Origin of the sequence: Pectobacterium parmentieri (assembly GCF_001742145.1) — a bacterium.
Classification (GTDB): domain Bacteria; phylum Pseudomonadota; class Gammaproteobacteria; order Enterobacterales; family Enterobacteriaceae; genus Pectobacterium; species Pectobacterium parmentieri.
The window spans coordinates 4,495,004-4,519,578 of record NZ_CP015749.1 but is presented as its reverse complement, the minus strand read 5'-3'; the positions used below and the strand labels follow the sequence as shown (position 1 = coordinate 4,519,578).

The window sequence follows — 24,575 nt, the reverse complement described above, 5'->3', positions numbered from 1 at the left end:
TTATGTTGTGCTTATCCCGACTGCTGCCGGTTATTGTTCTTATTTCAGAAATGCTATCTGTTAGAAAGATTGTGTCCTCGCCTTAAATGGCGGCCATGAAAATACCGTAATGTGAGCTTGAATAACACATCAGGGACGACGAATACGTCAAAGATAGAATTCTGTCTTTCGGATTGTTTGGCAAACAGACAATTGAAGTCGAATAGGAATGAAAAATTAGGGTTATCTACTGTAGAGAAAGGCGGTGAGGAAAGGTTGGCGCGTTTAACGCGCCAATTCAATGAATTTACAGGCGACCACTATAGTGATAGGCGACATATTTCAACAGCTTAAACTGCCGAAAAATACGGCTCGGCTGGGACAGCAAGCGATACAACCATTCCAGCCCTAGGTTTTGCCACACGAGCGGGGCGCGTTTCACATGCCCGGTAAAGACATCATATGTTCCACCGACGCCCATATATAGCGCATCAGGATAGTGGTGACGACAGTCGCGCATCAGGATTTCCTGCCGTGGCGATCCCATCGCGACAGTAACAATTTGCGCACCGCTGGCGCGGATACGTTCGAACAGGGCATCGCGCTGCTCTGGCGTAAAATAGCCGTCCTGACTGCCGACAATATTCACGTTCCACTGCGCCCGCAGTTTCACTTCCGTTTGTGCCAGCACATCAGATTTGCCGCCCACCAGAAAAACCGGCGTTCCCTGCTTGCCCGCCCGCTCCATCAGCGCTTCCCACAGGTCTGCACCCGCAATCCGTGTGACGTCAGCCTGTGGATATTTGCGCCGTATTGAACGCACAATGCTAATACCGTCCGCATACTTATATTCTGCGCGATCGAGCAGCGTTCGCAGCGCCACATCTTTTTCCGCCGTGAGCACTTTCTCGGCGTTAATCGCGACAAGCGTCCCCGTTTCAACCCGCTCCCCTGCAAACAGGTAATCAATAAACTGCGCCTTATTGCGAAAACCGTGAATGGACAAACCACGGATAGCATACAAAGGAATGGTCTCTGGGGTTTTCAACGCGGTCATATCTGCTCCTTTATCACAGGATCCTGTACAGTGCTGGGTGTGGATGCTAGCGGCGTGGCACGCATGCGCACCAGACGCTGTCGGATGAGCCCGGCACTTTCCAGCAGCCAGTAAAGCAACTTCGCTACAAGCAAGCACAGCCCAAATACCAGACAGAAAAACACCACGCGTGAAACGAAGGCATCGACGCCTTCACGTGCCAGCACAATGATATTGAATACGGCACCGAAGCAGAACGCCTGTAAAATAGCAGCCTTGTAGCGATTGCTATCGTTCTTCCCTAGCTCATACACCCAGTCAAACCACTTGATAACCAGCCCTACCGCAACCGCCCCCAGCGGGATAAACAGCACGCCTCCCATCACCACCAGCGAACCCAACAGCGTGGGGGATATCGCCAGCCCAGAGTGGTTATTCAGCACCTCCCAGGTGAAATAGTTGGCGCTGTTTAACACCAGATTCGGACGATCGGGCCATAGCCAGGAGGGAATAAAGACGTAGAAATCACGGGCGATGGGGGCCAGTCCCTGAAATTCAATTTTGTCATAGTTCTGCCACAGCAGCGCCAGATTCTCCCAAGGCGAGAAGGTGTCACGAGTTAAATAGAGGAAAGTATAAAAGGCGTAATCGCCGCTGACATCCAGCCCATAGCGCTTCAGCGCTAGCCAGAACATCCCGACAATCCCAAACACGCCAGCCGCGACTAGCATCCAGAGCGTAATCCAGCCGCGCACGATTCCAATAAACAGAAACAGAGCGAAGGCGATGATCACATTCGCGCGCGTGCCGCCGACAATCACATACGTCAGCATCCCGAAGGCAACCGTTCCAATGAGGAACACTAGCCACGCACGCTGCGTCTGACGCAGAAAATAGACCACCAGCATTGCCGGAATGAAGAAGTAGAAAAAGCGTTTCAACGCCACGCCAGACACATCGCTGGAAAATATCTGGCTGTAAGTACGCAGCTTAAACAGTAGGAAACCGTTGTTGAGAAAGAAAATACCGACGGTCACTACCGCGATCAACGCCAGCAGCAGCCAGGTCAAGTTGGCTTCAACCCGATTCACCGTCAGAAGTGGCGCACGCGGCGCGGCGGTTTTCTGGCGTAATCGCGTTTTATAGCTGACGTAGTAGATCGCATAAAACGCCGTTGCGGACAGCATCGCCTGAAGCAGGTACTGCACGGGGACGACGTCAACGCCAAACCGGAACGCCAGTACACAGGTAAACGGAAAACCAAAATAGAACGTCAATAAATAGAGCAGAGAAAACAGTACGTTAAAATTAAAACGCACTCGCCTAAACTCCATCCAGGTCAGGCTAAGGATAAAGATGACTGAAACCAAGTAGACAGCAAATAGCCCACCAAATTGCCCCAGCGTCATATCGGTTCTCCCACCGCCAACGCCAACGCCAGCGCATCCCGCCAGCCTTGCAGATAATTGGGATTGAAGAACGCGATCTGGTGTTTATCTACCGATGCCAGTTGTCGCTGAGCCTCACGCACCAACGCTTCATCCAGTTGGTCACCGTAAAACAGCACGGGTAGACCTTGTTCCGTCAAATCCTGCCAGAACGGATTTTGCCGACTAATCACGAACGGCACGCCAAACTGAATCAGCAGACATAGCGTCCCGATCCCCTGCTGGCGATCGAAAATAAAATAGCCCAAATCACAGGTACGCAGCATGTTGAGATAATCATCAAACGCGAGTTGGTCTTTCAGCAGTTGGAAATTTTTCACGCCGAACAGCGCCAAACCGTCCTTTTCCACCTGTGCGATGTAGGATGCGTTATTGGCAGGGTAGCCCATTGGCACAATAACCCGCACATTGCTCCCAAACTGTTTGTGAATCGCCTGCAACGCTTCCTGATGACGATTCGTGCGATCGCCAGAGTTGCCGACCAGAATCGTCATCGGCCCAGCCAGCGGCTTATCCACCTGCATACCCGTTAGAGACGGATTCATCCGCGTTGGGAAGTACAACAGTGACGCCGGCACGCGAGGAGCTCGCGGCTGATACCACGCCAGATCGCCACGCGTGGCAAACACGTGCCCGACGCGCTTCTGCGCCATACGCCGCAGCAGGTAAAACAGGCGGTATTTCAGGCCGCTTGCTTCTTCATACAAATCCGCGCCCCAAACATGCCAGTAAACCTGCTCAGGTTTGATTTTCCCACTCAGCAACGCCAGCCACAGCGTGGGGTTAAACTGCCCATGCAGGAAAAAGCGCATCTTGCGGTTCGATTTTGCTCTGGCGATAACCGCCTCAGCCAGCGTTTTTTTATCCACGCAGGTTTCGATACGCAATGCAGGAAAATCGGCTGGCGAAATGCCGTCGTGGGACGCGACGATAAAATGCCGAATCTGCTGTTCGGGGAGTTCCGTCGCCAGTACGTCGTTAAAAAAACGTAAAACGGTCTGGTTATGATGCGGGATATCAGATCCCAATACATGAATCAGTGTCGTCATGCTCGCCTACGGTAAATAATGAATACGCAACAACAAAGCAAAAAATAGACCAAGTAGGTTGCCATATAGGCCTGCGCTGCGCCTTGTGCGCCATAAAGCGGAATTAACCAGTGAGAAAAACCGGTTAACAGAAGAAACTGGCTCACTTCCGTGAGCAGATAAAAGCGCAGCGCCGCTTTTGCGATGACCAAATAGCCAAAGACGTAAGCGCCCACTTTCATCACATCCCCGACCAACTGCCAAACAAAGAGATCTCTCATTGCAGTAAACTGGCTGGAGAACAGCAGCCAGATGGCAAAATCTCGCAGCAGCCACACGCAAAAGCTGACGCCCGCTACGACGGGTAATACAAACTTCAGCGAGCGCACAATTTCCTGCGCCAGCGCGGTCTTATCCGTCAGACGTGAGAGCGTCGGCAACAAATAAACGGTAAAGGAGGCGGTAATAAATTGCAGGTAAGCATCGGAAATACTGCTAACGCCCTGCCAAATGCCCACTTCATCCCAACTGTAATGCGCCGCCAGCAGGTTACGCATCATGATGTACGCGACGGGCAGCGTCACCGCCGTCATCAACGCCATCAGCGTAAATTTGCCCAATTGCCCGGCGATGGCGCGATCCCACGCGGGTTTTAACGACGCTAACGACAGCGGTGTACGCCGCAATAGCATTATTCCCGCAGGAATAACCAACAGCGCAGGCACCAGAGCCAGCCCTGCCAATGCGCCAACATAGCCGCCCAGCCGCAGGCAGATCCAAAAAGCCGCCAACCCGATCAGACTGCCGCCGATAACAGCCAGCGCGTTGCCTATCGCATCTCGATAGCCTTTGAGGATCGCCAGAAACAGGTTGGCATAGGCGATACCCATCTGGATAAATGCCAGCGCACGCACCACATCACGATAATCGTCATGCCCAAACAGTAGCTTGGCGATAGGCGTTGCGGCCGCTAGGAAGAGTATTGCCAGAAAAGTGGAAAATCCCAGCACCAGCGTGATAGACGTGCCGAGCAGCGGTCTCAATTGGTCCGGCTGTTGCTGATACTCCGCAACGTATTTAGTGACGCCGTTGAAAATCCCCGCACCGGCTAGCACGCCCAATACCGTAATCAACTGGCGGAAATTTCCTGCCATCCCCACACCGCTGGGGCCAAACGTGACCGCCAGCAGTTTGACGACAACCAGCCCCGCGCCGATTTTTATCAGCGTGGAGCCTGCCGTCCATATCGATGCTTTCGCCAACGACATATCAGGAGAAGAAGCTCAGAATGGTATTAATGACGGTACGCTGATTGACGTCCGACAGGTTGTAGAACAGTGGTAAACGTACCAGCCGCTCGCTTTCCTGCGTGGTGTAGCGATCGTCACCGGAGAAACGACCGAAGTTCAGGCCGGCCGGGCAACTATGTAGCGGGATATAATGAAAGACCGTCATGATTTCGGCTTCTTTCATATAATTGATAAACGCACTGCGGTCGTCCTGATCGCGTAGTTTGATATAAAACATGTGCGCGTTGTGGATCCCATTGGCAGGCACGGTCGGTAGGGTAAGTCGCCCAGCGTCGGCCAGCGATTTAAATGCGGCGTAGTAGTTCTGCCACAGTTTCAGGCGACGTTCATTAATCGGTCGCGCTGCTTCCAACTGTGCCCAGAGATAGGCGGCCTGAATATCCGCCATCAGATAGCTTGAGCCGATGTCGCGCCAGGTATATTTGTCCACCTGCCCACGGAAGAACTGGCTACGGTTGGTGCCTTTTTCACGAACGATTTCCGCTCGCTCCACCAGCCTGGCGTCATTAATCAGCGTGGCCCCGCCTTCTCCGCCCGAGGTGTAGTTCTTGGTTTCGTGAAAACTGAAGCAGCCGATGTGGCCGATGGAGCCCAGAACGCGGCCTTTGTAGCTGGACATCACGCCCTGTGCCGCATCTTCCACGACATATAAATCGTATTTTTTCGCCAGTGCCATAATCGCGTCCATCTCGCAGGCGACGCCCGCGTAGTGAACTGGCACGATAATGCGCGTTTTTTCTGTAATTGCCGCTTCGATCTTCGTTTCGTCAATGTTCATCGTATCTGGACGGATATCGACAAACACGATTTTCGCCCCACGCAATACAAAGGCATTGGCGGTAGAAACGAAGGTATAGCTCGGCATGATCACTTCATCGCCGGGCTTCACGTCCAGCAGGATAGCGGCCATTTCCAGCGACGCGGTACAAGACGGCGTGAGCAGGACTTTTTTACTACCGGAATAATGTTCCAGCCACTGCTGACAACGGCGGGTAAACCCGCCATCGCCGCACAATTTGCCGCTGCTCATGGCGGCCTGCATATAGTCCAGTTCCGTACCGACAACCGGTGGCGCATTAAATGGAATCATGTGATCACCTGTATAACCAATACGCCGTGCTCTCAATAGTGGCACCACGGCGAAGATAAAGACGAAGAGCCGCCACGTTGCCAATCTGCGTCGCGACCCGAAGGCGTATCAACCCTTGCTGTCGGCACCACGTTTCCGCCAGCGCCATCAGTTGTGAACCCATGCCACGTACCGTAACGCCGGGCCAAACACCGAGTAACCCGATACGAGCCTCCGTGTCATCAACCCTGCGCAGCGTGACCCACCCTTGTGGATGGCCCGCAGCATCTTCCACCAGCAAACAGCAGTGGTCGAACGTCCCGTGCACAGCATTCTCAATCCACTGCGCGTAGAAGCGCCCACTATCCTCCGGTTGATACCACGGGGAACGAAAGCGGCTCAGCGCAAAAACGCGTGATGCGGCATCCCTCAACACAGGGATATCGTCAGGCGTGGCTTCACGCCAGCGCGGTAACGACGTAACAGCGATAGCGGAGTGCAGCGACAGACTGAGATCGGCCTCACCTTCCACCAAGCGAAAACCGAGATCGGCCAGCGCATCCGCCAACACCAGGTTGTCTGCTGCGATTTTGGCCTGCGTCAGCGTAAATGCACTCAGCACATCACTCGTTAACGCGGGCGCAGCAGGCGAAAAATTCAGCTTACCGCTGTCAATCTGGAAGAATTCGCTCTCCCAGACCAGCGGCTCAATCGTGGCGCAAATCTCTCCCTTTCCTGCTGATATCGGACAGGTCATTATTTCGCCCCTTTCTTTTCCGCCATATAGCACGCAGTTTAGTCGTTCAGTCCTAAACGCTCACCGGTATAAGAACCGTCCTGCACGCTGCGCCACCATTTTTCGTTATTCAGATACCAACTGACGGTTTTTTTCATGCCCGTCTCAAACGTTTCTTCTGGACGCCAGCCCAGTTCACGTTCAATTTTTCCGGCATCGATGGCATAACGCATATCGTGGCCTGGGCGGTCTTTCACGTAGGTGATGAGATCGCGATAATGCGCTACGCCAGCAGGCTTATTCGGTGCCAGCTCTTCCAGCAGTTCACAAATAGTCTGCACCACTTCAATGTTTTTACGTTCGTTATGACCACCGATGTTGTACGTCTCGCCGATTTCGCCTTCCGTCACGACTTTGTACAGTGCGCGAGCGTGGTCTTCGACAAACAGCCAGTCACGAATTTGCGCGCCGTCACCGTAAACCGGTAACGGTTTGCCCGCGACTGCATTCAGGATGACCAGCGGGATCAGCTTCTCTGGGAAATGGTAAGGGCCGTAGTTATTCGAGCAGTTGGTGATAACCGTCGGGAACCCGTAGGTACGCAGCCAGGCACGAACAAGGTGGTCGCTAGACGCTTTCGATGCTGAATAGGGGCTGCTCGGCGCATAAGACGTGGTTTCGGTAAACAGATCGTCCGTCCCATGCAGATCGCCAAACACTTCATCGGTAGAAATATGGTGAAAACGAAACACCCCCTTGTCCGCATCTGCCAGGTTCTGCCAGTAGTGGCGTGCCGCTTCCAGCATGGTATAGGTGCCGACAATATTGGTTTCGATAAACGCCGCCGGGCCATCGATAGAGCGGTCAACGTGGCTTTCCGCCGCCAAATGCATCACCAGTGCAGGTTGGTAAGCCGCAAAGACGCGATCCAATTCAGCGCGATCGCAGATATCCACCCGCTCGAACGCAAAACGTTCACTCTCAGCAACCGGTGCCAGCGAAGACAGGTTCCCCGCATAAGTCAGTTTATCGACAACAACAACGCTATCCTGCGTTTCAGTCAGAATGTATCTGACCAACGCTGAACCAATAAACCCAGCTCCACCGGTAATTAAAATACGTTTCAACGCCATACTCCTTTGGTATCAATGACCCACGGTTGTTTCACATCTTCTGGGTTAATCGCTTTAAACTGACGATGATCGACCAGCATCACTAGCACATCAGCTTCTTTTAATGCGCTGAGGGTATCGACCAGTTTTACCTGCCCAGCCAGCGCGGACGGCAGGTGTTTGACATTCGGTTCGACGACTAACGTCACGCCGGAATTCCATTGTGCAATCATCGACGTAATCCCCACCGCAGGGCTTTCACGCAAATCGTCGATATCAGGCTTGAACGCTAATCCAAAGCAGGCCACCGTGACCTCGCTAGCGCGCTTATCCGTTTGCACCAGATAATCCGCCACGGCCGCTTTGACCTGATCCACCACCCAGAGCGGCTTACCATCGTTCACCAGCCTGGCGGTGTGAATCAGTCGAGCCTGCTGCGGATTTTGCGCCACGATAAACCAAGGGTCGACCGCGATACAGTGCCCGCCTACGCCAGGACCGGGTTGCAGGATATTGACGCGGGGATGGCGATTTGCCAATCGGATAAGTTCCCATACGTTAATGTTTTGTTCGGCACAAATCAGCGAGAGCTCATTGGCGAAAGCAATATTAACGTCGCGGAAGCTGTTTTCAGTCAACTTACACATTTCGGCGGTGCGGGAGTTAGTAACCACACACTCACCTTCCAGGAAGATGTTGTACAGTTCACTGGCGCGGGCAGAGCACACGGGAGTCATACCGCCAATAACGCGATCGTTCTTAATCAACTCCACCACAACCTGACCGGGTAGTACGCGTTCAGGGCAATAGACAATATTGATGTCTGCCGTTTCCCCTACCTGCTGCGGAAACGTCAAATCCGCGCGCGCCTCAGCAAGCCACTCGGCCATTTGCTCCGTCGCCCCTACGGGGGACGTTGATTCCAGGATCACCAGATCGCCTTTCTTCAGAACAGGGGCGATGGACGCAGCAGCAGCCTGAACGTAGGTTAAATCAGGTTCGTGATCGCCTTTGAAAGGCGTAGGAACGGCGATCAGGAAAGCATCGGCTGGCACAGGTTTTGTCATCGCCTGAAGGTAGCCATTTTCCACCGCGACCTTGACCAAGGTATCCAAATCGGGTTCGACAATATGGATTTCACCGCGATTAATGGTCTCAACCGCCAGTTTGTTCACATCGACACCGATAACTTTTTTCTGACGCGACGCAAACGCCGCAGCGGTGGGTAAGCCAATGTAACCTAAACCGATTACGGAAATGGTAGTAAAGCTCATAGTGTCACCATAATTTTTATGTCTGCCGCCGCATGGCGACGTTTAAAATCGCACCTGGCGATTTTTTATGTCAGGCTATCCCTGCCCGACACCCTTCGGGTCGCTGCAAAAGCAGCGCTAAAAATCATTCCCTATGATTTTTTAACGCATCAACAATGCGTTGACAGGCTTGGCCATCGCCATAGGGGTTGTGGGCGCGGCTCATTGCCTGATACGCCTCTTCATCCGTCAACAGCATAGATACCGCATCGACAATGCTCGCCACTTCCGTGCCGACCAGTTTGACCGTCCCCGCTTCCACCGCTTCCGGTCGCTCCGTCGCATCACGCATCACCAAAACAGGTATTCCTAGCGACGGAGCCTCTTCCTGAATGCCACCCGAGTCGGTCAAAATCATGTAAGAACGGTTCATCAAATACACAAAAGGCAGATAGTCCTGCGGTGCAATCAGCATCACATTATCAATGCCGCTCAGGATACGATTCACCGGCTCGCCAACGTTAGGATTCAGGTGGACTGGGTACACAATCTGCACTTCAGGGTGTCGGCGGGCAATATCGGCCAATGCGCCACAAATGCGCTCAAAGCCGCCGCCAAAGCTCTCACGTCGATGCCCAGTAACCAGAATCAGTTTTTTACTGTCGTCCAAAAAAGCATATTTTTCGTCGAGGCTGCGACGTAGCGTAGCATCGCCGATGATACGGTCACGCACCCAAAACAGCGCATCAATCACCGTATTGCCCGTCACAAAGATATGCCGATCGGACAAGTGTTCACGCAGCAAATTTTGGCGGGAATTCTCCGTCGGGGCAAAATGGTACATCGCCAGATGCCCGGTCAGCTTACGGTTGGCTTCTTCCGGCCAGGGAGAATACAGATTACCAGTACGCAAACCCGCTTCTACGTGGCCGACCGGAATACGCTGGTAAAAAGCCGCCAGACTGGTTGCCAGCGTCGTAGTGGTATCGCCATGAACCAACACCAAATCCGGTTTGAACTCCGCCATAACGGGTTCAAGCCCCGATAAAATCCGGCAAGATATCTCACTGAGCCCCTGTCCCGGTCGCATAATATCCAGATCGTAATCCGGCGTAATATCGAACAAACGCAGCACCTGATCCAGCATCTCCCGATGCTGGGCTGTTACGCAAATTCTCGATTCAAAGGCTCCATCCTGAGCCAAGGCATGGACCAGCGGTGCCACTTTAATGGCCTCCGGCCGGGTGCCGAAAACAGTCAACACTTTCACATTGAATCTCTTTAATCAGGGTAGATGCAAATGCTTGCCGAGCATCAAACACAAATCAGCAAGCCGGTTAGCGCGGACGGCGGGCCAAGGCAATCCCCGCCCCGATGAGCGCACCAATCGCACCCCACATCACCATCAGAAATGCCCGGCGCGGGCTGTCACGCTTCACCGGCTCTTCCGGCGTTCGCAAATAACGATACGTCTGGAAATTGGGCTCGAGCGTTGGTCCAACGTTCAACGTTGCCAACATCGCACGATTTTGATCGTAATCCAGTTCGTAGTGAGGGCCGCTGGTCTGTAACGTCTCCAGTCGGGCTTGGAGCATCGGCCTGCCAAGCAGGAACATTTCCGATGCGGGGATTTCATCTACTGGTGTATCCGTCTGACTACGGCTAATACCTTGTTGTTGTGCAATTTTCAGTGCCAGTTCGACGCTGCGAATTTCACGATCGTAAATCGCTTTCGCTACCGCTTCCTGACGTTTAATCTGCGACTTCATGAAAATAGTTCTGGCGGCCCAGGCCCCTTTAATCTCTTCATTCAGATGGCTGGCAGCACGCTGGCTGGCAAAAGCCACATACTGACGGAGTAACGTATTTGCATCCGCAGAGGTTTCCGCCACTAACTTAACGGAATCGTTGGTTTTTTTCCCATCATCACGCGGCGTAAACTGAATATTATTGACCAGTTCATCCAGCAAGGCCGCGTCAGCCTTTTCATCACCTTCCAGCCGTTGCTTGTAGTAGTTGGTCTGCAACCAGAAATCGCGGCGGGTATCATAAGCCGCTAATTGCATGATGAGTTCACCATAAGCATCAGCCGAGATAGGCGGTTGTTCAGGCTGAAGAGTGGAAAAAGATCGGGCATCAAGGTTACGCAGGAATTGCTGCTGCGAGTAATATCCACCCAGCATATTGACCGTTGGTTTGTCGGTAATCGCTGTCGCACTCCACTCCTGTTTAACAAGATAGGAGTAACCTAATGCTACAATGGCAAAAAGCAGGCCAATCGCTACCGGCCACACTTTCCCACGCCACAAGTGGCAAAATAAACCACGAATATCCAGTTCGTTATCAATCAACGCATTCCCAGTAGACAAGTTCTCTGATTTCATTACTTCCCCAAAGTTATTTGGTCAGGATGACTGCTTTTGCTCATCAGAATGCCGCATACGGCGTTTGACTCGCTTGATAAAACGGGCGACCCGCCATGCTCGTTTCAGGCAGTAGCCATATAGCAGAAATACAAGCAAGAATAATGCCAACATGACCCATTCAGGTATAAAAAAGAAATATTCTCCCAACACGCCGATCGCAGCCAACAAGGCGGCAGCCAGCGTAATCAGGACAAATGCCTGACGGGAAGAAAAACCAGCTCGCATCATTAAATGATGAATATGCTGTCGGTCAGGCGAGAACGGACTCATTCCCTTACGCAAACGTCGATACATAATGGCAATCATATCGATCAGCGGAATAGCGATAATCCACAGTGCGGTAACCGGATTAATCGGATGCTGCGGGCCTTGCGTCGTCTGAATCAGGAGCCAAATAGCCGTGAAGCCAATCATCGTGCTACCCGCATCGCCCATGAAGACTTTGTAGCGTCGCCCAAACATGCCGAGATTAAGCAGAATATAAGGCAACGTCGCCGCGATCATGGCGAAACACCACAATGCCAGATTCGTATGGCCGCTCAGATACAACAAGATCCCCATCGCCCCGAATGAGACGCTGGACAACCCACCGAGCAACCCATCAATCCCGTCCACCATATTGAACGCATTGATCGCAGCCCAAACGGCAAACAGCGTAACCAGATAGCCAAACGGCCCCAGCCCCATCGGCCATGGGCCGAAAATGTGCCCCAGATTGTGTATCGTCAAGTCAGCAAAGGCCATCATCACCACCGCGACCAATGCCTGCACAACGGCACGAATTTTCACACTGATATCAAAACGATCGTCAAGCATGCCGACAAATACCAGCACACCCGCGCACGGCAGGTAACGATCGAAGTTGGGGATATATTGATCGGTAATAAAGTAGGTAAAGCAGATACCCGCATACACGGAAATGCCGCCAACCAGAGGTACAAGACCCCGATGACGTTTACGGTAATTGGGACGATCGACAAGTCCTATTTTACCCGCGATGCTGCGAGCAAAAAAAAGAAAGCCCAGAGAAAACAAGAAAATAAATAGTAATTCGGTACTCATAGTGAATAAGTTCACCGTTAACAGCCGTGCTGTAGCTGTTCAGTATAGACTCGGTTTACGCCTTATATCCTATCGCCCACGTTGATCGCCAGTACAAATTGAAGTAGTAACCGCGCTTTCCCTGCGGAAAGCACATTCACATCCGATCACTTAGGAGATAAAAAAACGCCACGACCCAGCGTGGCGTTCCCCGAGTTATCCGTAATGTACCCGCCATACTTCAAACTGCGTTTGCGTTGGCAATACTCGTCTCGTATCCGAGCATCACCCTGAGGGGCTAGCGTTTCGCGTTATTCAAAACAAACACGTTTTGTCCCGCAACTCGAATTATTTAGGGTATAGATGAACGCCCGGATTTATGAACGTTTCATCATATCGAAGAATTCATCGTTGGTTTTCGTCATCGCCAACTTATTGATGAGGAATTCCATCGCATCGATCTCGCCCATTGGGTGGATGATTTTGCGTAGAATCCACATCTTCTGCAATTCTTCAGAGGTAGTAAGCAGCTCTTCTTTACGCGTACCAGAACGGTTGTAATCAATCGCTGGGAACACGCGTTTTTCTGCAATTTTACGCGCTAGGTGCAGTTCCATATTACCTGTACCTTTAAATTCTTCGTAAATCACTTCGTCCATCTTGGAACCAGTATCAACCAGCGCGGTGGCGATGATTGTCAGGCTACCACCTTCCTCAACGTTACGTGCCGCACCGAAGAAACGCTTCGGACGATGCAAGGCGTTGGCATCCACACCACCAGTCAACACTTTGCCCGAGGCCGGAACAACGGTGTTGTAAGCACGCGCCAGACGAGTAATGGAGTCCAGTAGGATGATAACGTCTTTCTTATGTTCAACCAGACGCTTCGCTTTTTCGATCACCATTTCAGCAACCTGAACGTGACGGGAAGCTGGTTCGTCAAACGTTGATGCAACCACTTCACCTTTCACCAGACGCTGCATCTCGGTAACTTCTTCCGGACGTTCGTCAATCAGCAACACCATCAGCACACAGTCAGGATGGTTGTAAGCAATGCTCTGCGCGATATTCTGCAGCAGCATGGTTTTACCTGCTTTTGGCGGCGCAACGATCAGCCCACGTTGACCACGGCCAATTGGCGAAGCCAGATCCAGCACACGCGCCGTCAGATCTTCTGTTGAACCGTTACCACGTTCCATACGCAGACGAGAATTTGCATGCAGTGGCGTTAAGTTTTCGAACAGGATCTTGTTGCGGGCGTTTTCAGGTCTGTCGTAGTTAACTTCGTTAACTTTCAACAGTGCAAAATAGCGCTCACCCTCTTTCGGCGGACGAATCTTGCCAGAAATGGTGTCACCAGTGCGGAGATTGAAACGGCGGATTTGGCTGGGAGAAACGTAGATATCATCGGGGCCTGCGAGGTAGGAGCTATCTGCGGAGCGGAGAAAGCCGAAGCCATCCTGCAGTATCTCCAGCACACCATCGCCGAAAATATCCTCGCCACTTTTGGCATGCTGTTTCAGAATCGCGAAGATAATATCCTGTTTACGCATGCGGGCCTGGTTTTCCAGTCCCATATTTTCGCCAAGAGTAATTAACTCAGAAACTGGCGTATTCTTTAATTCGGTAAGATTCATAGTGGTGGGTTCTTTAACTCGGGGTAAATCTCGAACTATTAACGTGAATGGTATGGCAGGATCATCCGTGCCTCTATAACAGCCTTCAACCACCGGATTCCTGTCTGGTTTCACACCTGAAGCGCATTAAATCCGCGCCAAACGACATCCGCATAAACGATATCTGCATAAATCAACGGCAGGAGATCGAAGACACATAAAACCAATTATTGTAAAACTAGTAGACTGCCCAAATCGGATCATAAACGTGTTGTAAAACAACTATTTTGCAAAAAATACTTTGTAAAACAACGTTCTTTCGATTTCGACACAGAATAATGCTTTAGAGTCTAACTTTCAGGCTTAAGCCTAAGGGGCTTAAACATAGGCAAGTACGATATGCAGTGTTGAAGAATCTAACACGCTTCCCGACGAGCAGCAAGCAGTCAATATGAGAATTGCATATTGCCCAATTGCGCCCGCCGGTAATCCCCTTTCACAGGGGATCAAGCTAATTACAGATTTGCCGTCAGGAACTCTTTCAGTTGCCCTTTGGACAGTGCGCCAACTTTTGTCGCCGCCACTTCGCCGTTTTTAAACAACAGCAGTGTAGGGATACCGCGGATACCATATTTCGGTGCAGTCGCAGGATTTTCGTCAATGTTCAGCTTGGTCACCGTCAGTTTACCTTCAAACTCTTCGGCAATTTCATCCAGAATAGGAGCGATCATTTTACAAGGACCACACCACTCAGCCCAAAAATCAACCAAGGTAGCGCCATCAGCCTGCAATACTTTCGTATCAAAGCTGTCATCAGTCAGGTGAATTATTTTATCGCTCATATTTTACTCCACAGAATTATTTATATACCCAATAGATTTCAAGGTGCAGGACAAAACGTGCGAGAGCAAGGCCCGGTGAAGCGCCAAGTCATTCAGTACCACTGACACACCTACAACTTGAAAAATGAAGGGCATATCTTGTTGGTCTAGCATTAACCAACAGCAGGTTGACTTTATTTCACCGGATACGCTTTCGTAAAGCAATAGTTAGCTGATATTCTACCACACTATGAGCAAAACACACTTAACTGAACAGAAGTTTTCCGACTTCGCCCTGCACCCGCAGGTTATCGAAGCCCTTGAAAGTAAAGGGTTTCATAACTGTACGCCTATTCAGGCGTTAGCTCTGCCATTAGCTTTGTCAGGGCGTGATGTTGCGGGTCAGGCGCAAACCGGTACCGGCAAGACGCTGGCTTTTCTCGCGTCTACTTTCCATTATTTGCTTTCACACCCTGCAAACGCAGAGCGTCAAACCAATCAACCGCGTGCCTTAATTATGGCACCCACCCGTGAACTGGCTGTCCAGATTCACTCTGACGCAGAAGCGCTGTCTCACCTGACTGGGCTAAAATTGGGTTTGGCCTACGGTGGCGACGGCTACGACAAACAGCTTAAAGTGCTGGAAAGCGGCGTTGATATTTTGGTCGGCACCACTGGTCGCCTGATCGACTATGCCAAACAAAACCATATTAATTTGGGCGCGATCCAGGTCGTCGTGCTGGATGAAGCGGATCGCATGTACGATCTCGGCTTCATCAAAGATATCCGCTGGTTGTTCCGCCGTATGCCAGCCGCTGCACAGCGCCTGAACATGCTCTTTTCCGCTACGCTCTCCTACCGGGTGCGTGAACTCGCGTTTGAACAGATGAATAACGCTGAGTACGTGGAAGTCGAACCAGAACAGAAAACCGGCCACCGCATTAAAGAAGAACTGTTTTATCCATCCAACGAAGAGAAAATGCGCCTGCTCCAGACGCTGTTGGAAGAAGAGTGGCCGGATCGCTGCATTATTTTCGCCAATACCAAGCATCGCTGTGAAGACGTCTGGGGCCACTTGGCTGCCGACGGCCACCGCGTCGGGCTGCTGACGGGCGACGTGGCGCAGAAAAAACGCCTGCGTATTCTGGAAGAATTTACTCAAGGTAATCTGGATATTCTGGTGGCAACGGACGTTGCAGCGCGCGGTTTGCACATTCCTTCTGTAACCCACGTTTTCAACTACGACCTGCCGGATGACTGCGAAGACTACGTTCACCGTATTGGCCGTACTGGCCGTGCAGGGCAAAGTGGGTTTTCTATCAGTCTGGCCTGCGAAGAGTACGCACTGAATCTCCCGGCTATCGAAACCTATATCGGCCACGGTATCCCGGTCAGCAAATACAACAGTGACGCACTGATGAACGATTTACCTGCGCCTAAGCGTTTAACACGCCCACCGCGTTCTAATAATGGCCCGCGCCGACATAGTAGTGCGCCACGCCGCAGTGGAGCGCCCCGTAATAACCGTAAACGAGCGGACTAACCGTTGATGCTGAGCTCTTCTTCACTTTACGCAGCCATCGATCTCGGTTCGAACAGCTTCCATATGCTGGTCACCCGGGAAACCGCAGGCAGCATTCAGACGTTGGCGAAAATAAAGCGTAAGGTCCGCCTTGCGGCAGGGCTGGATAAGCAGAGTCGGCTCTCGCAGGAAGCGATGCAGCGTGGTTGGCAGTGTCTACAACTGTTCTCCGAACGGTTGCAGGACATTCCGCAGGATCAGGTGCGTGTCGTCGCGACCGCAACCCTGCGGCTGGCAACGAATGCTGACGAATTCCTGCAACGGGCTCAGGAAATTCTGGGCTTGCCGATTCAAGTTATCAGCGGCGAAGAAGAAGCACGCTTGATTTATCAAGGCGTAGCACATACGACAGGTGGCCCGGATGCGCGTCTGGTTGTGGATATCGGCGGTGGCAGCACCGAACTCGCGACAGGTGTCGGTGCCAAAACGACCCAGTTGATCAGCCTCCCGATGGGATGCGTCACGTGGCTGGATCGCTATTTCAGCGATCGCAACCTCGAAGCCGGTAACTTTGAACGTGCTGAACATGCAGCGCGTGAAATGTTGCGCCCTGTCGCGGCTTCTCTGCGCGAACAGGGTTGGCAAATCTGCGTCGGCGCTTCTGGTACAGTACAAGCACTACAGGAAATTATGGTCGCGCAGGGAATGGATGAATACATTACCCTGCCGAAGCTCAGGCAGCTTAAAGAGCATGCGATTCAGTGCGATAAGTTGGAAGAATTAGAAATTGAAGGCCTGACGCTGGAACGCGCGCTGGTTTTCCCCAGCGGGTTAGCCATCCTATTGGCTATCTTCCAGGAACTCGACATCAAGACGATGACGCTGGCTGGAGGCGCTCTGCGTGAAGGGCTGGTCTATGGCATGTTGAATTTGCCCGTCGATCAGGATATTCGCCACCGCACGCTGGAGACGCTACAACGTCGTTATCTGCTGGATACTGAACAGGCTAAACGCGTCAGTACGCTGGCAGACAACTTTCTGCAACAGGTTGCCCGTGACTGGCAATTAGATAGCCGATGTCGCGAGTTACTGCGCAGCGCCTGTCTGGTGCATGAAATCGGTTTGAGCATTGATTTTCGCCAGTCGCCCCAGCATGCAGCCTATTTGATTCGCCATAGCGATCTCCCCGGCTTCACACCAGCCCAGAAGAAACTGTTAGCCACACTCCTGCAAAACCAGATTAACCCCGTCGATTTGATGCCGCTCAGTCAGCAGAATGCGCTACCGGTCAATCAGGCACAGCGCCTGTGCCGCCTGTTGCGTCTGGCAATTATTTTTGCCAGCCGCCGCCGCGATGACACATTACCAGCAGTACGATTACGCGTAGAAGGTGAAGCGCTACGTTTGATTCTACCTGCTGGCTGGCTGGCTCAGCACCCGCTCCGGGCAGAAATGCTGGAACAGGAAAGCCGCTGGCAAAGCTACGTACACTGGCCGCTGATGCTGGAAGAAACGACGATTTAACAGATAGTTAAGGGGAAATTTACTCCCCTTTTGCTTTTGCCAACATCGCCCGAATATTAGCGACGTTCGTTTGACCTTTCTGCATACGCTCTTGTGCGCTAACCACTTTTCTTTCCGTTTCCCACACCACATCATCCTGCGGCAGTTCAAGCAGGAAGCGGCTCGGTTCTGGGCGCATGAGTTCGCCATACTGGCGGCGTTCTTTACACAGCGTGAAAAACAGCTCGCGCTGAGCACGTGTAATCCCCACGTATGCCAGACGGCGTTCTTCGTCAACGTTATCTTCATCAATGCTGCTCTGGTGCGGCAACAGGCCCTCTTCCATCCCAACTAAAAAGACGTAGGGGAATTCCAGGCCTTTGGACGCATGTAGCGTCATTAGCTGTACCTGATCTAATTCCTCTTCACTTTCACCACGCTCCATCATGTCCCGCAGCGTAAAGCGCGTCACCACCTGCGTCAGCGTCATGGGTTCATCCAGATCGGAGCCTTCGAGCATTTCCGTCATCCAACTGAATAGCTGATTGACGTTCTTCATCCGCATTTCCGCTGCTTTTGGACTAGGTGAGGTTTCATACAGCCAACTTTCGTAGTCTAACCCATGAATCAGGTCACGCACGGCGGCAACAGGCTCACGCTCAGCAAGGCGGGAAATACCCTCCATCCACTGCGTAAACCGTTGCAGGGATTCCAGCCCACGGCCAGTCAGAGACTGGCTCAATCCGAAATCAAAACTCGCGCTGAACAGGCCTTTATTACGCTGCCCTGCCCACTCGCCCAGCTTCTTCATCGTCGCCGGACCAATCTCACGTTTGGGCGTGTTCACTATGCGTAAGAACGCGCTGTCATCGTCCGGGTTAGTCAATACACGCAGGTAAGCCAGTAAATCTTTGATTTCAGGTCGAGAGAAAAAAGACGTGCCGCCGGAGATACGATATGGAATACGGTTCTGCATCAACATCTTTTCAAACAGACGTGACTGGTGGTTGCCACGATACAAAATGGCATAGTCGCCGTACTGGGTCTTTTTAATAAAGTGATGGGCAATCAATTCGCCAACGACACGCTCGGCCTCGTGATCTTCGTTGTTGGCGGTAATCACTTTAAGCTCATCACCGTAACCCAGCTCCGAGAACAGCCGCTTTTCAAAAACGTGCGGGTTATTAGCGATGAGAATATTGGCTGCTTTCAGAATACGCCCGGATGAACGGTAGTTCTGTTCCAGTTTGATCACATCAAGCGCGGGGAAATCCTGCTGTAATAACACCAGATTCTGTGGCCGTGCGCCACGCCAGGAGTAAATAGACTGATCGTCATCCCCTACGACGGTAAAGCGTGCGCGAGTGCCAACCAGCAGCTTAACCAGCTCGTACTGGCTGGTATTGGTATCCTGATATTCATCCACCAGCAGGTAGCGTAAGCGGTTCTGCCAGCGTTCACGCACTTCGGCATTCTGCTTCAGCAACAGCGTAGGCAGCAAAATCAGATCGTCGAAATCCAGCACGTTACAGGCACGCAGGTGTTCGTGATAAAGCGAGTAGCAATGTACAAACAGCTTGTCGCGTTCGGATCGAGCGGTCGCGGCTGCACCGGCAGGATCGATCAGATCATTTTTCCAATTTGAGATCGTTGAGATCAGTTGTTGCAGCAGAACTTTATCGTTTTCCAGCCACTGTTCCGTAAGCTCTTTCAGCAGCGCTATCTGATCCTGATCGTCAAACAGGGAGAAATTGGATTTCATACCCAGCGCGGCGTATTCACGCTTGATGATCTCTAGCCCCAACGTATGGAAGGTCGCAATCATTAGCCCGCGCGTCTCTTTACGCCCCAGCGTTTGCGCCACACGTTCCTTCATTTCACGCGCCGCTTTATTGGTAAACGTTACCGCAGCAATGTGTCGAGCCTGATAGCCACACTGACGGATAAGGTGCGCAATTTTATTGGTGATAACGCGGGTCTTGCCTGAGCCTGCGCCCGCCAGTACCAGACAAGGTCCGGTGACGAATTCGACGGCATGTTGTTGGCTGGGGTTTAAGCGCATAACGATCTTGCTCACTCATAAAATGGAAGGCGATTGTAGCAGAAAGCCGTATCGATCTTGACCGGGGATTTGTTATTAAGGAAAGCACGTCGCAGTCCACATCCTGCGTTGCAAATGTTACATTGCGCGCCGGAATCTCTTTTGCAAAAAAAGGTAATAACATGGCAAATACCGCAGCAGCCCTACACATTCTGGTCGATACCGAGCAACTGGCTAGCGACATTTTGGCTCAACTGGAAAAAGGTGCCGATTTTCAGAAACTGGCGCAAAAACACTCAACCTGCCCATCAAAACGTAACGGCGGAGATTTAGGTGAATTTCGTAAAGGTGACATGGTGCCAGCTTTCGATAAAGCCGTGTTTTCCTGCGAATTACTGAAACCGTTTGGTCCGGTGAAGACCCAGTTTGGTTACCATGTGATCAAGGTGCTGTACCGTAACTAAGTCGTCACGCCGACGCCCAAACATAAAAAGCGCGCCCACTCTTCCGGTTTGGCGCGCTTTTTTATTGAATGCCTTATTAACCTATCGTCATTAGGCTGGCGTTACCGCCCGCGGCGGCGGTATTGATGCTCAAAGAGCGTTCATTCAGCAGACGCTCCAGTTGAACATGGATATCACCCTGCGCGTAGCCCAGCAGCGGAATAACCGGCCCATCACGTTCTGCGAGTGCTTCGCTGATCTGCCGTAACCGATCGGCATCGCCATGATAAATTACACCGTGAAAAGACACCCCATCATGGCGTTGCCAGTCATGTACAAGCTGAATACGCGACTGCACCTTCTGCGGTAAACGTTCGTAGAGCGTTTTCTCCTGTTCACCTTCAGGCCACAGGAGTTTTCCGCCCGTTGCCAGCACCGCTGCCGCCTGAATCAAACGGTCGTCCTCATTATCTGCCAGACATAGAATCTGCTCACGTGGCAACAACGTATACGTATTACTTTCCCCTGTCGGGCCAGACAACTGTAGCGTTGTTCCGCTAACACTATGCTCTTTATAGCGCTGACACAGCGCCGCCAGATCGTGACGCTCACCGCTAATCGCCCAGTCTTCCAACGCCTGTAGTCCCGCCAGAAGCGATATTTGGGCAGAAGTATCCGGTGCCTGCTCACGATTCTGTTTGGCGAATTCTGCTGCGAACGCGTTGTCCGGTCGATGTGCCAGTAAGCGGTATAGATAAAGCGGTCCGCCGGCCTTTGGCCCGGTTCCTGATAAGCCTTCTCCGCCAAACGGTTGAACGCCGACAACGGCTCCCACCATATTGCGGTTCACGTACTGGTTACCCACCTTTGCCCTGTTCGTCACACGCTGGATAGTTTCATCAATACGCGTATGTACGCCCAGCGTCAGGCCATAACCCGCCGCGTTGATCTGCTCAATCACGGTATCCAACTGCTGGCTTTGATAGCGAATGACGTGTAAAACTGGACCAAAAACCTCTTTTTTCAGCTCGTCTATATTGCCCAATTCGATTAGGGTCGGTTTTACAAACGTTCCGTGCAGCCATGTCTCCTCGTCCTGCGGATGCGCAGCCTGAAATACGGTATGACCTTTCGCCCGCATCGTCTGAATATGCTGATCCACATTCTCTTTCGCTTCGGCGTCAATCAGCGGGCCGATGTCGGTCGATAGTCGTTCAGGATCCCCCATTCGACACTCCGCCATCGCGCCGCGCAGCATAGCCAGCGTGCGATCCGCGATATCTTCTTGCAGGCACAGCAGGCGCAGCGCCGAACAACGCTGTCCGGCACTGTCGAACGCAGAGGCGATAACATCATTCACCACCTGTTCCGTTAGTGCAGACGAGTCGACAATCATGGCATTCAGGCCACCCGTTTCGGCAATCAACGGCGTCAAACGCCCCTGTGGATCGAGTCTGCCAGCAATGCTACGTTGCAGGGTTTTGGCTACAGCCGTCGAACCGGTAAACACCACGCCACGTACTCGCTCGTCGTTCACCAACGACGCGCCTATCGTTTCTCCTTGTCCAGGCAGCAGTTGCAACACACCCAAGGGAATACCTGCTTCATGCAGAATACGCACGGCCTGCGCCGCAATCAGCGGCGTTTGTTCAGCCGGTTTCGCCAATACGCTGTTTCCTGCCGCCAGTGCAGCAGAAATTTGTCCGGTAAAGATTGCCAGCGGGAAATTCCACGGACTAATGCAAACGACGGGACCCAGAGGACGATGGGTATCATTGGTGAAGGTGTCTCGCACCTGCCCCGCGTAATAGCGTAAGAAATCGACCGCTTCACGCACTTCCGCAATCGCGTTGCTAAAGGATTTACCGGCTTCCCGCACCAACAGCCCCAGCAGGCTTTGTAACTGCCCTTCCATCAATGAGGCGGCCCGATTCAATATCGCGGCACGCTCAGCAGGCGGCGTCGCAAACCAGATGGCACCGGCATGCACCGCAGCATCGATTGCCCGTTCAACATCCGCCACGGAGGCATCACGGACATAGCCCACCACATCGCGCACGTCGGCGGGGTTCACTACGGGCTTTTGTTCACTCGCCTCGCACTCCCCTTCAATCATCGGCTCGGCATACGGCTGCACCGCCTGACTTAGCAGCGCGCTGGAGAGCGAAGCTAGCCGATGCTCATTCGAGAGATCAAGCCCGCTCGAATTTTTCCGTGCCTGCCCATATAGCTGATGCGGCAGCGGAATATGGGGATGCGGTGCGCCCATACTCCATTCTACTTTTGCCAGTGCCTCTACGCTACTAACCGGATCGGCAACCAGCGTTTCCAGCGCCATAGACGTATCCGCAATACGGTTAACAAACGAGGTATTCGCGCCGTTTTCCAGCAGGCGTCGCACCAGATAAGCCAGTAGCGTTTCATGGGTTCCGACCGGGGCATAGATACGACACGGACGGTTAAGTTTACCGTCGGCAACCGCACCGACCACCTGATCATAGAGCGGTTCTCCCATACCGTGCAGGCACTGGAACTCATACTGACCAGGATAATAATTGTTACCCGCCATGTGGTAGATCGCGCTTAACGTCTGCGCGTTGTGGGTGGCGAACTGCGGATAAATTAGATTCGGTACGGCCAGTAGTTTACGTGCACAGGCCAGATAAGACACATCGGTGTAGACCTTACGCGTGTAGACCGGATAGCCTTCCAGCCCGTCAATCTGCGCCCGTTTAATTTCACTGTCCCAGTACGCCCCTTTCACCAGACGAATCATCAGCCGCCGATGACTGCGCTGTGCCAACTCAACCAGCATATCAATCACATATGGGCAACGTTTCTGGTAAGCCTGAATCACAAACCCGATACCATTCCACCCCACCAGTTGCGGATCCATACAGAGCTTTTCCAGCAGATCGAGAGAGATCTCCAGTCGATCTGCTTCTTCCGCATCAATATTGATCCCGATATCGTACTGGCGCGCCAGTAGCGTCAGCGATAACAGCCGTGGGTACAACTCATTGAGCACACGATCATACTGCGAACGGCTATAGCGCGGGTGCAGCGCCGAAAGCTTGATGGAAATACCCGGCCCTTCGTAAATTCCACGCCCGTTCGAGGCCTTGCCGATAGCATGAATCGCCTGTTGGTAAGCGGTCAGATAGGCAGCGGCATCGTGTTCCGTTAGCGCCGCTTCACCCAACATATCGTAGGAATAGCGGAAACCTTTACCCTCCCGTTCGCGGGCATTCGCCAGCGCTTCACCGATGGTTTCCCCCGTGACGAACTGTTCTCCCATCAGTCGCATGGCCATATCGACGCCTTTGCGGATGAGCGGCTCGCCGCGTTTACCGATGATGCGATTCAGCGAGTTCGACAAGTGTGCTTGATTGTGTGTCGCAACCAGCTTGCCGGTAAACAGTAGCCCCCAGGTTGCGGCATTCACGAAAAGCGATGGGCTATGACCGAGATGCGCCTGCCAGTTTCCTCTGCTGATCTTGTCGCGGATCAGCGCATCACGCGTCGATTTATCAGGAATACGCAGCAGCGCTTCCGCTAAACACATCAGTGCCACCCCTTCCTGAGAAGAAAGTGAAAATTCCTGTAGCAACCCTTGCACAATGCCCGCACGACCACTTCCGGATTTCTGACTGCGTAATTGCTTTGCCAGCCGATAAGCCAGATTTTGAGTTAATTTCGACATATCGTCAGTAAGTCTTGCCTGTTCAAGCAAGATAGGAACAAATTCGTTCTCGGGCCGACGATAAGCAGAGGTAATGGCTGCGCGGATGACGGACTGGGGAAGAACCTGCCCGGCGAAATCAAGAAAGGGTTGGTGGGTTTCTTCTTCACGAGATTGCGGCATAATCTCTCCTGCTTCAATGTGGCTCGCGTTCGCCCATTGCGGTGTTTCAGGAGTGTCGAGGCCACTTTCGAGGCGTTCGAGGTAATGGAAAATAGCCTGTTTGATCAGCCAGTGCGGTGTACGATCAATACGCTGTGCCGCCGCCTTGATGCGTTCACGTGTTTCCTCATCGAGTTTTACACCCATCGTGGTAAAGCCCATAGCGTCCACTCCTGTGATTAGAAGATGCACATCGGGATAACGTCAATATCAACCATGTTGCAACTTTGTGCAACCTTGTTAACAAATGGAACGGTTGCTGCCCATCATCACCTTCAGGCCTCGTT

Annotated in this window: 18 protein-coding genes; 3 read left to right on the top strand and 15 right to left on the bottom strand. The window is 52.4% G+C overall.

Annotated elements, in window-relative coordinates; genetic code table 11:
* Positions 1–286 precede the first annotated feature (286 nt).
* From wecG to trxA, 13 genes are all read right to left on the bottom strand, one after another.
* On the bottom strand, positions 287–1,036 hold the full coding sequence (wecG, locus tag A8F97_RS20535) for a lipopolysaccharide N-acetylmannosaminouronosyltransferase (RefSeq protein ID WP_033072261.1): 750 nt from the start codon (positions 1,034–1,036) through the stop codon (positions 287–289).
* Complete coding sequence (gene wzyE, locus A8F97_RS20530; RefSeq protein WP_015731404.1) at positions 1,033–2,424, bottom strand: ECA oligosaccharide polymerase; 1,392 nt, start codon at positions 2,422–2,424, stop codon at positions 1,033–1,035. Before wzyE ends, wecG begins: the two co-directional genes overlap by 4 nt.
* Positions 2,421–3,512 carry a TDP-N-acetylfucosamine:lipid II N-acetylfucosaminyltransferase gene (locus A8F97_RS20525; RefSeq protein WP_033072262.1) on the bottom strand — a complete coding sequence of 364 codons (1,092 nt, stop codon included), beginning with the start codon at positions 3,510–3,512 and terminating at the stop codon, positions 2,421–2,423. Before A8F97_RS20525 ends, wzyE begins: the two co-directional genes overlap by 4 nt.
* The gene (gene wzxE / locus A8F97_RS20520) at positions 3,509–4,759 is read right to left on the bottom strand and encodes a lipid III flippase WzxE (protein ID WP_014701797.1); all 1,251 of its coding nucleotides are present in this window, start codon (positions 4,757–4,759) and stop codon (positions 3,509–3,511) included. Before wzxE ends, A8F97_RS20525 begins: the two co-directional genes overlap by 4 nt.
* A gap of 1 nt (position 4,760) precedes the next feature.
* Entirely contained in the window at positions 4,761–5,891 is a 1,131-nt protein-coding gene (rffA, locus tag A8F97_RS20515) for a dTDP-4-amino-4,6-dideoxygalactose transaminase (protein WP_005969147.1), read from the bottom strand.
* Positions 5,892–5,895: 4 nt separating this feature from the next.
* Entirely contained in the window at positions 5,896–6,627 is a 732-nt protein-coding gene (gene wecD, locus A8F97_RS20510; RefSeq protein ID WP_014701799.1) for a dTDP-4-amino-4,6-dideoxy-D-galactose acyltransferase, read from the bottom strand.
* 38 nt (positions 6,628–6,665) lie between these two features.
* A complete protein-coding gene (rffG, locus tag A8F97_RS20505; RefSeq protein WP_183042268.1) occupies positions 6,666–7,739 on the bottom strand; it encodes a dTDP-glucose 4,6-dehydratase in 1,074 nt (357 codons plus the stop codon).
* Entirely contained in the window at positions 7,730–8,992 is a 1,263-nt protein-coding gene (wecC, locus tag A8F97_RS20500) for a UDP-N-acetyl-D-mannosamine dehydrogenase (protein ID WP_033072263.1), read from the bottom strand. Before wecC ends, rffG begins: the two co-directional genes overlap by 10 nt.
* A gap of 124 nt (positions 8,993–9,116) precedes the next feature.
* Positions 9,117–10,241, bottom strand: coding sequence for a non-hydrolyzing UDP-N-acetylglucosamine 2-epimerase (gene wecB, locus A8F97_RS20495; protein WP_033072264.1), 1,125 nt, complete (start codon positions 10,239–10,241; stop codon positions 9,117–9,119).
* 67 nt (positions 10,242–10,308) lie between these two features.
* Positions 10,309–11,355, bottom strand: a complete 1,047-nt coding sequence (gene wzzE / locus A8F97_RS20490) for an ECA polysaccharide chain length modulation protein (protein ID WP_014701803.1) — start codon at positions 11,353–11,355, stop codon at positions 10,309–10,311.
* A gap of 21 nt (positions 11,356–11,376) precedes the next feature.
* The gene (gene wecA / locus A8F97_RS20485; protein ID WP_099092844.1) at positions 11,377–12,474 is read right to left on the bottom strand and encodes a UDP-N-acetylglucosamine--undecaprenyl-phosphate N-acetylglucosaminephosphotransferase; all 1,098 of its coding nucleotides are present in this window, start codon (positions 12,472–12,474) and stop codon (positions 11,377–11,379) included.
* 341 nt (positions 12,475–12,815) lie between these two features.
* A complete protein-coding gene (gene rho, locus A8F97_RS20480; protein WP_025919665.1) occupies positions 12,816–14,075 on the bottom strand; it encodes a transcription termination factor Rho in 1,260 nt (419 codons plus the stop codon).
* A gap of 494 nt (positions 14,076–14,569) precedes the next feature.
* Positions 14,570–14,896: a thioredoxin TrxA gene (gene trxA / locus A8F97_RS20475; RefSeq protein WP_015731409.1), complete on the bottom strand. Its 327-nt coding sequence runs from the start codon at positions 14,894–14,896 to the stop codon at positions 14,570–14,572.
* A 229-nt stretch (positions 14,897–15,125) separates the two neighbouring features.
* On the opposite strand from trxA, the gene rhlB reads away from it, so the two are divergent.
* Together rhlB and ppx are read left to right on the top strand one after the other, a co-directional pair.
* Positions 15,126–16,418, top strand: coding sequence for an ATP-dependent RNA helicase RhlB (gene rhlB, locus A8F97_RS20470; protein WP_014701806.1), 1,293 nt, complete (start codon positions 15,126–15,128; stop codon positions 16,416–16,418).
* Positions 16,419–16,424: 6 nt separating this feature from the next.
* Positions 16,425–17,921: an exopolyphosphatase gene (gene ppx / locus A8F97_RS20465; RefSeq protein WP_015731411.1), complete on the top strand. Its 1,497-nt coding sequence runs from the start codon at positions 16,425–16,427 to the stop codon at positions 17,919–17,921.
* Between the two features lie 19 nt (positions 17,922–17,940).
* Here ppx and rep read toward each other — a convergent pair whose 3' ends face one another.
* A complete protein-coding gene (rep, locus tag A8F97_RS20460; protein WP_014701808.1) occupies positions 17,941–19,962 on the bottom strand; it encodes a DNA helicase Rep in 2,022 nt (673 codons plus the stop codon).
* A 161-nt stretch (positions 19,963–20,123) separates the two neighbouring features.
* On the opposite strand from rep, the gene ppiC reads away from it, so the two are divergent.
* Complete coding sequence (gene ppiC, locus A8F97_RS20455; RefSeq protein ID WP_005969121.1) at positions 20,124–20,405, top strand: peptidylprolyl isomerase PpiC; 282 nt, start codon at positions 20,124–20,126, stop codon at positions 20,403–20,405.
* Between the two features lie 76 nt (positions 20,406–20,481).
* Here the strand turns inward: ppiC and putA are convergent, their stop codons facing one another.
* Complete coding sequence (putA, locus tag A8F97_RS20450) at positions 20,482–24,450, bottom strand: trifunctional transcriptional regulator/proline dehydrogenase/L-glutamate gamma-semialdehyde dehydrogenase (RefSeq protein WP_033072266.1); 3,969 nt, start codon at positions 24,448–24,450, stop codon at positions 20,482–20,484.
* Positions 24,451–24,575: the final 125 nt, after the last annotated feature.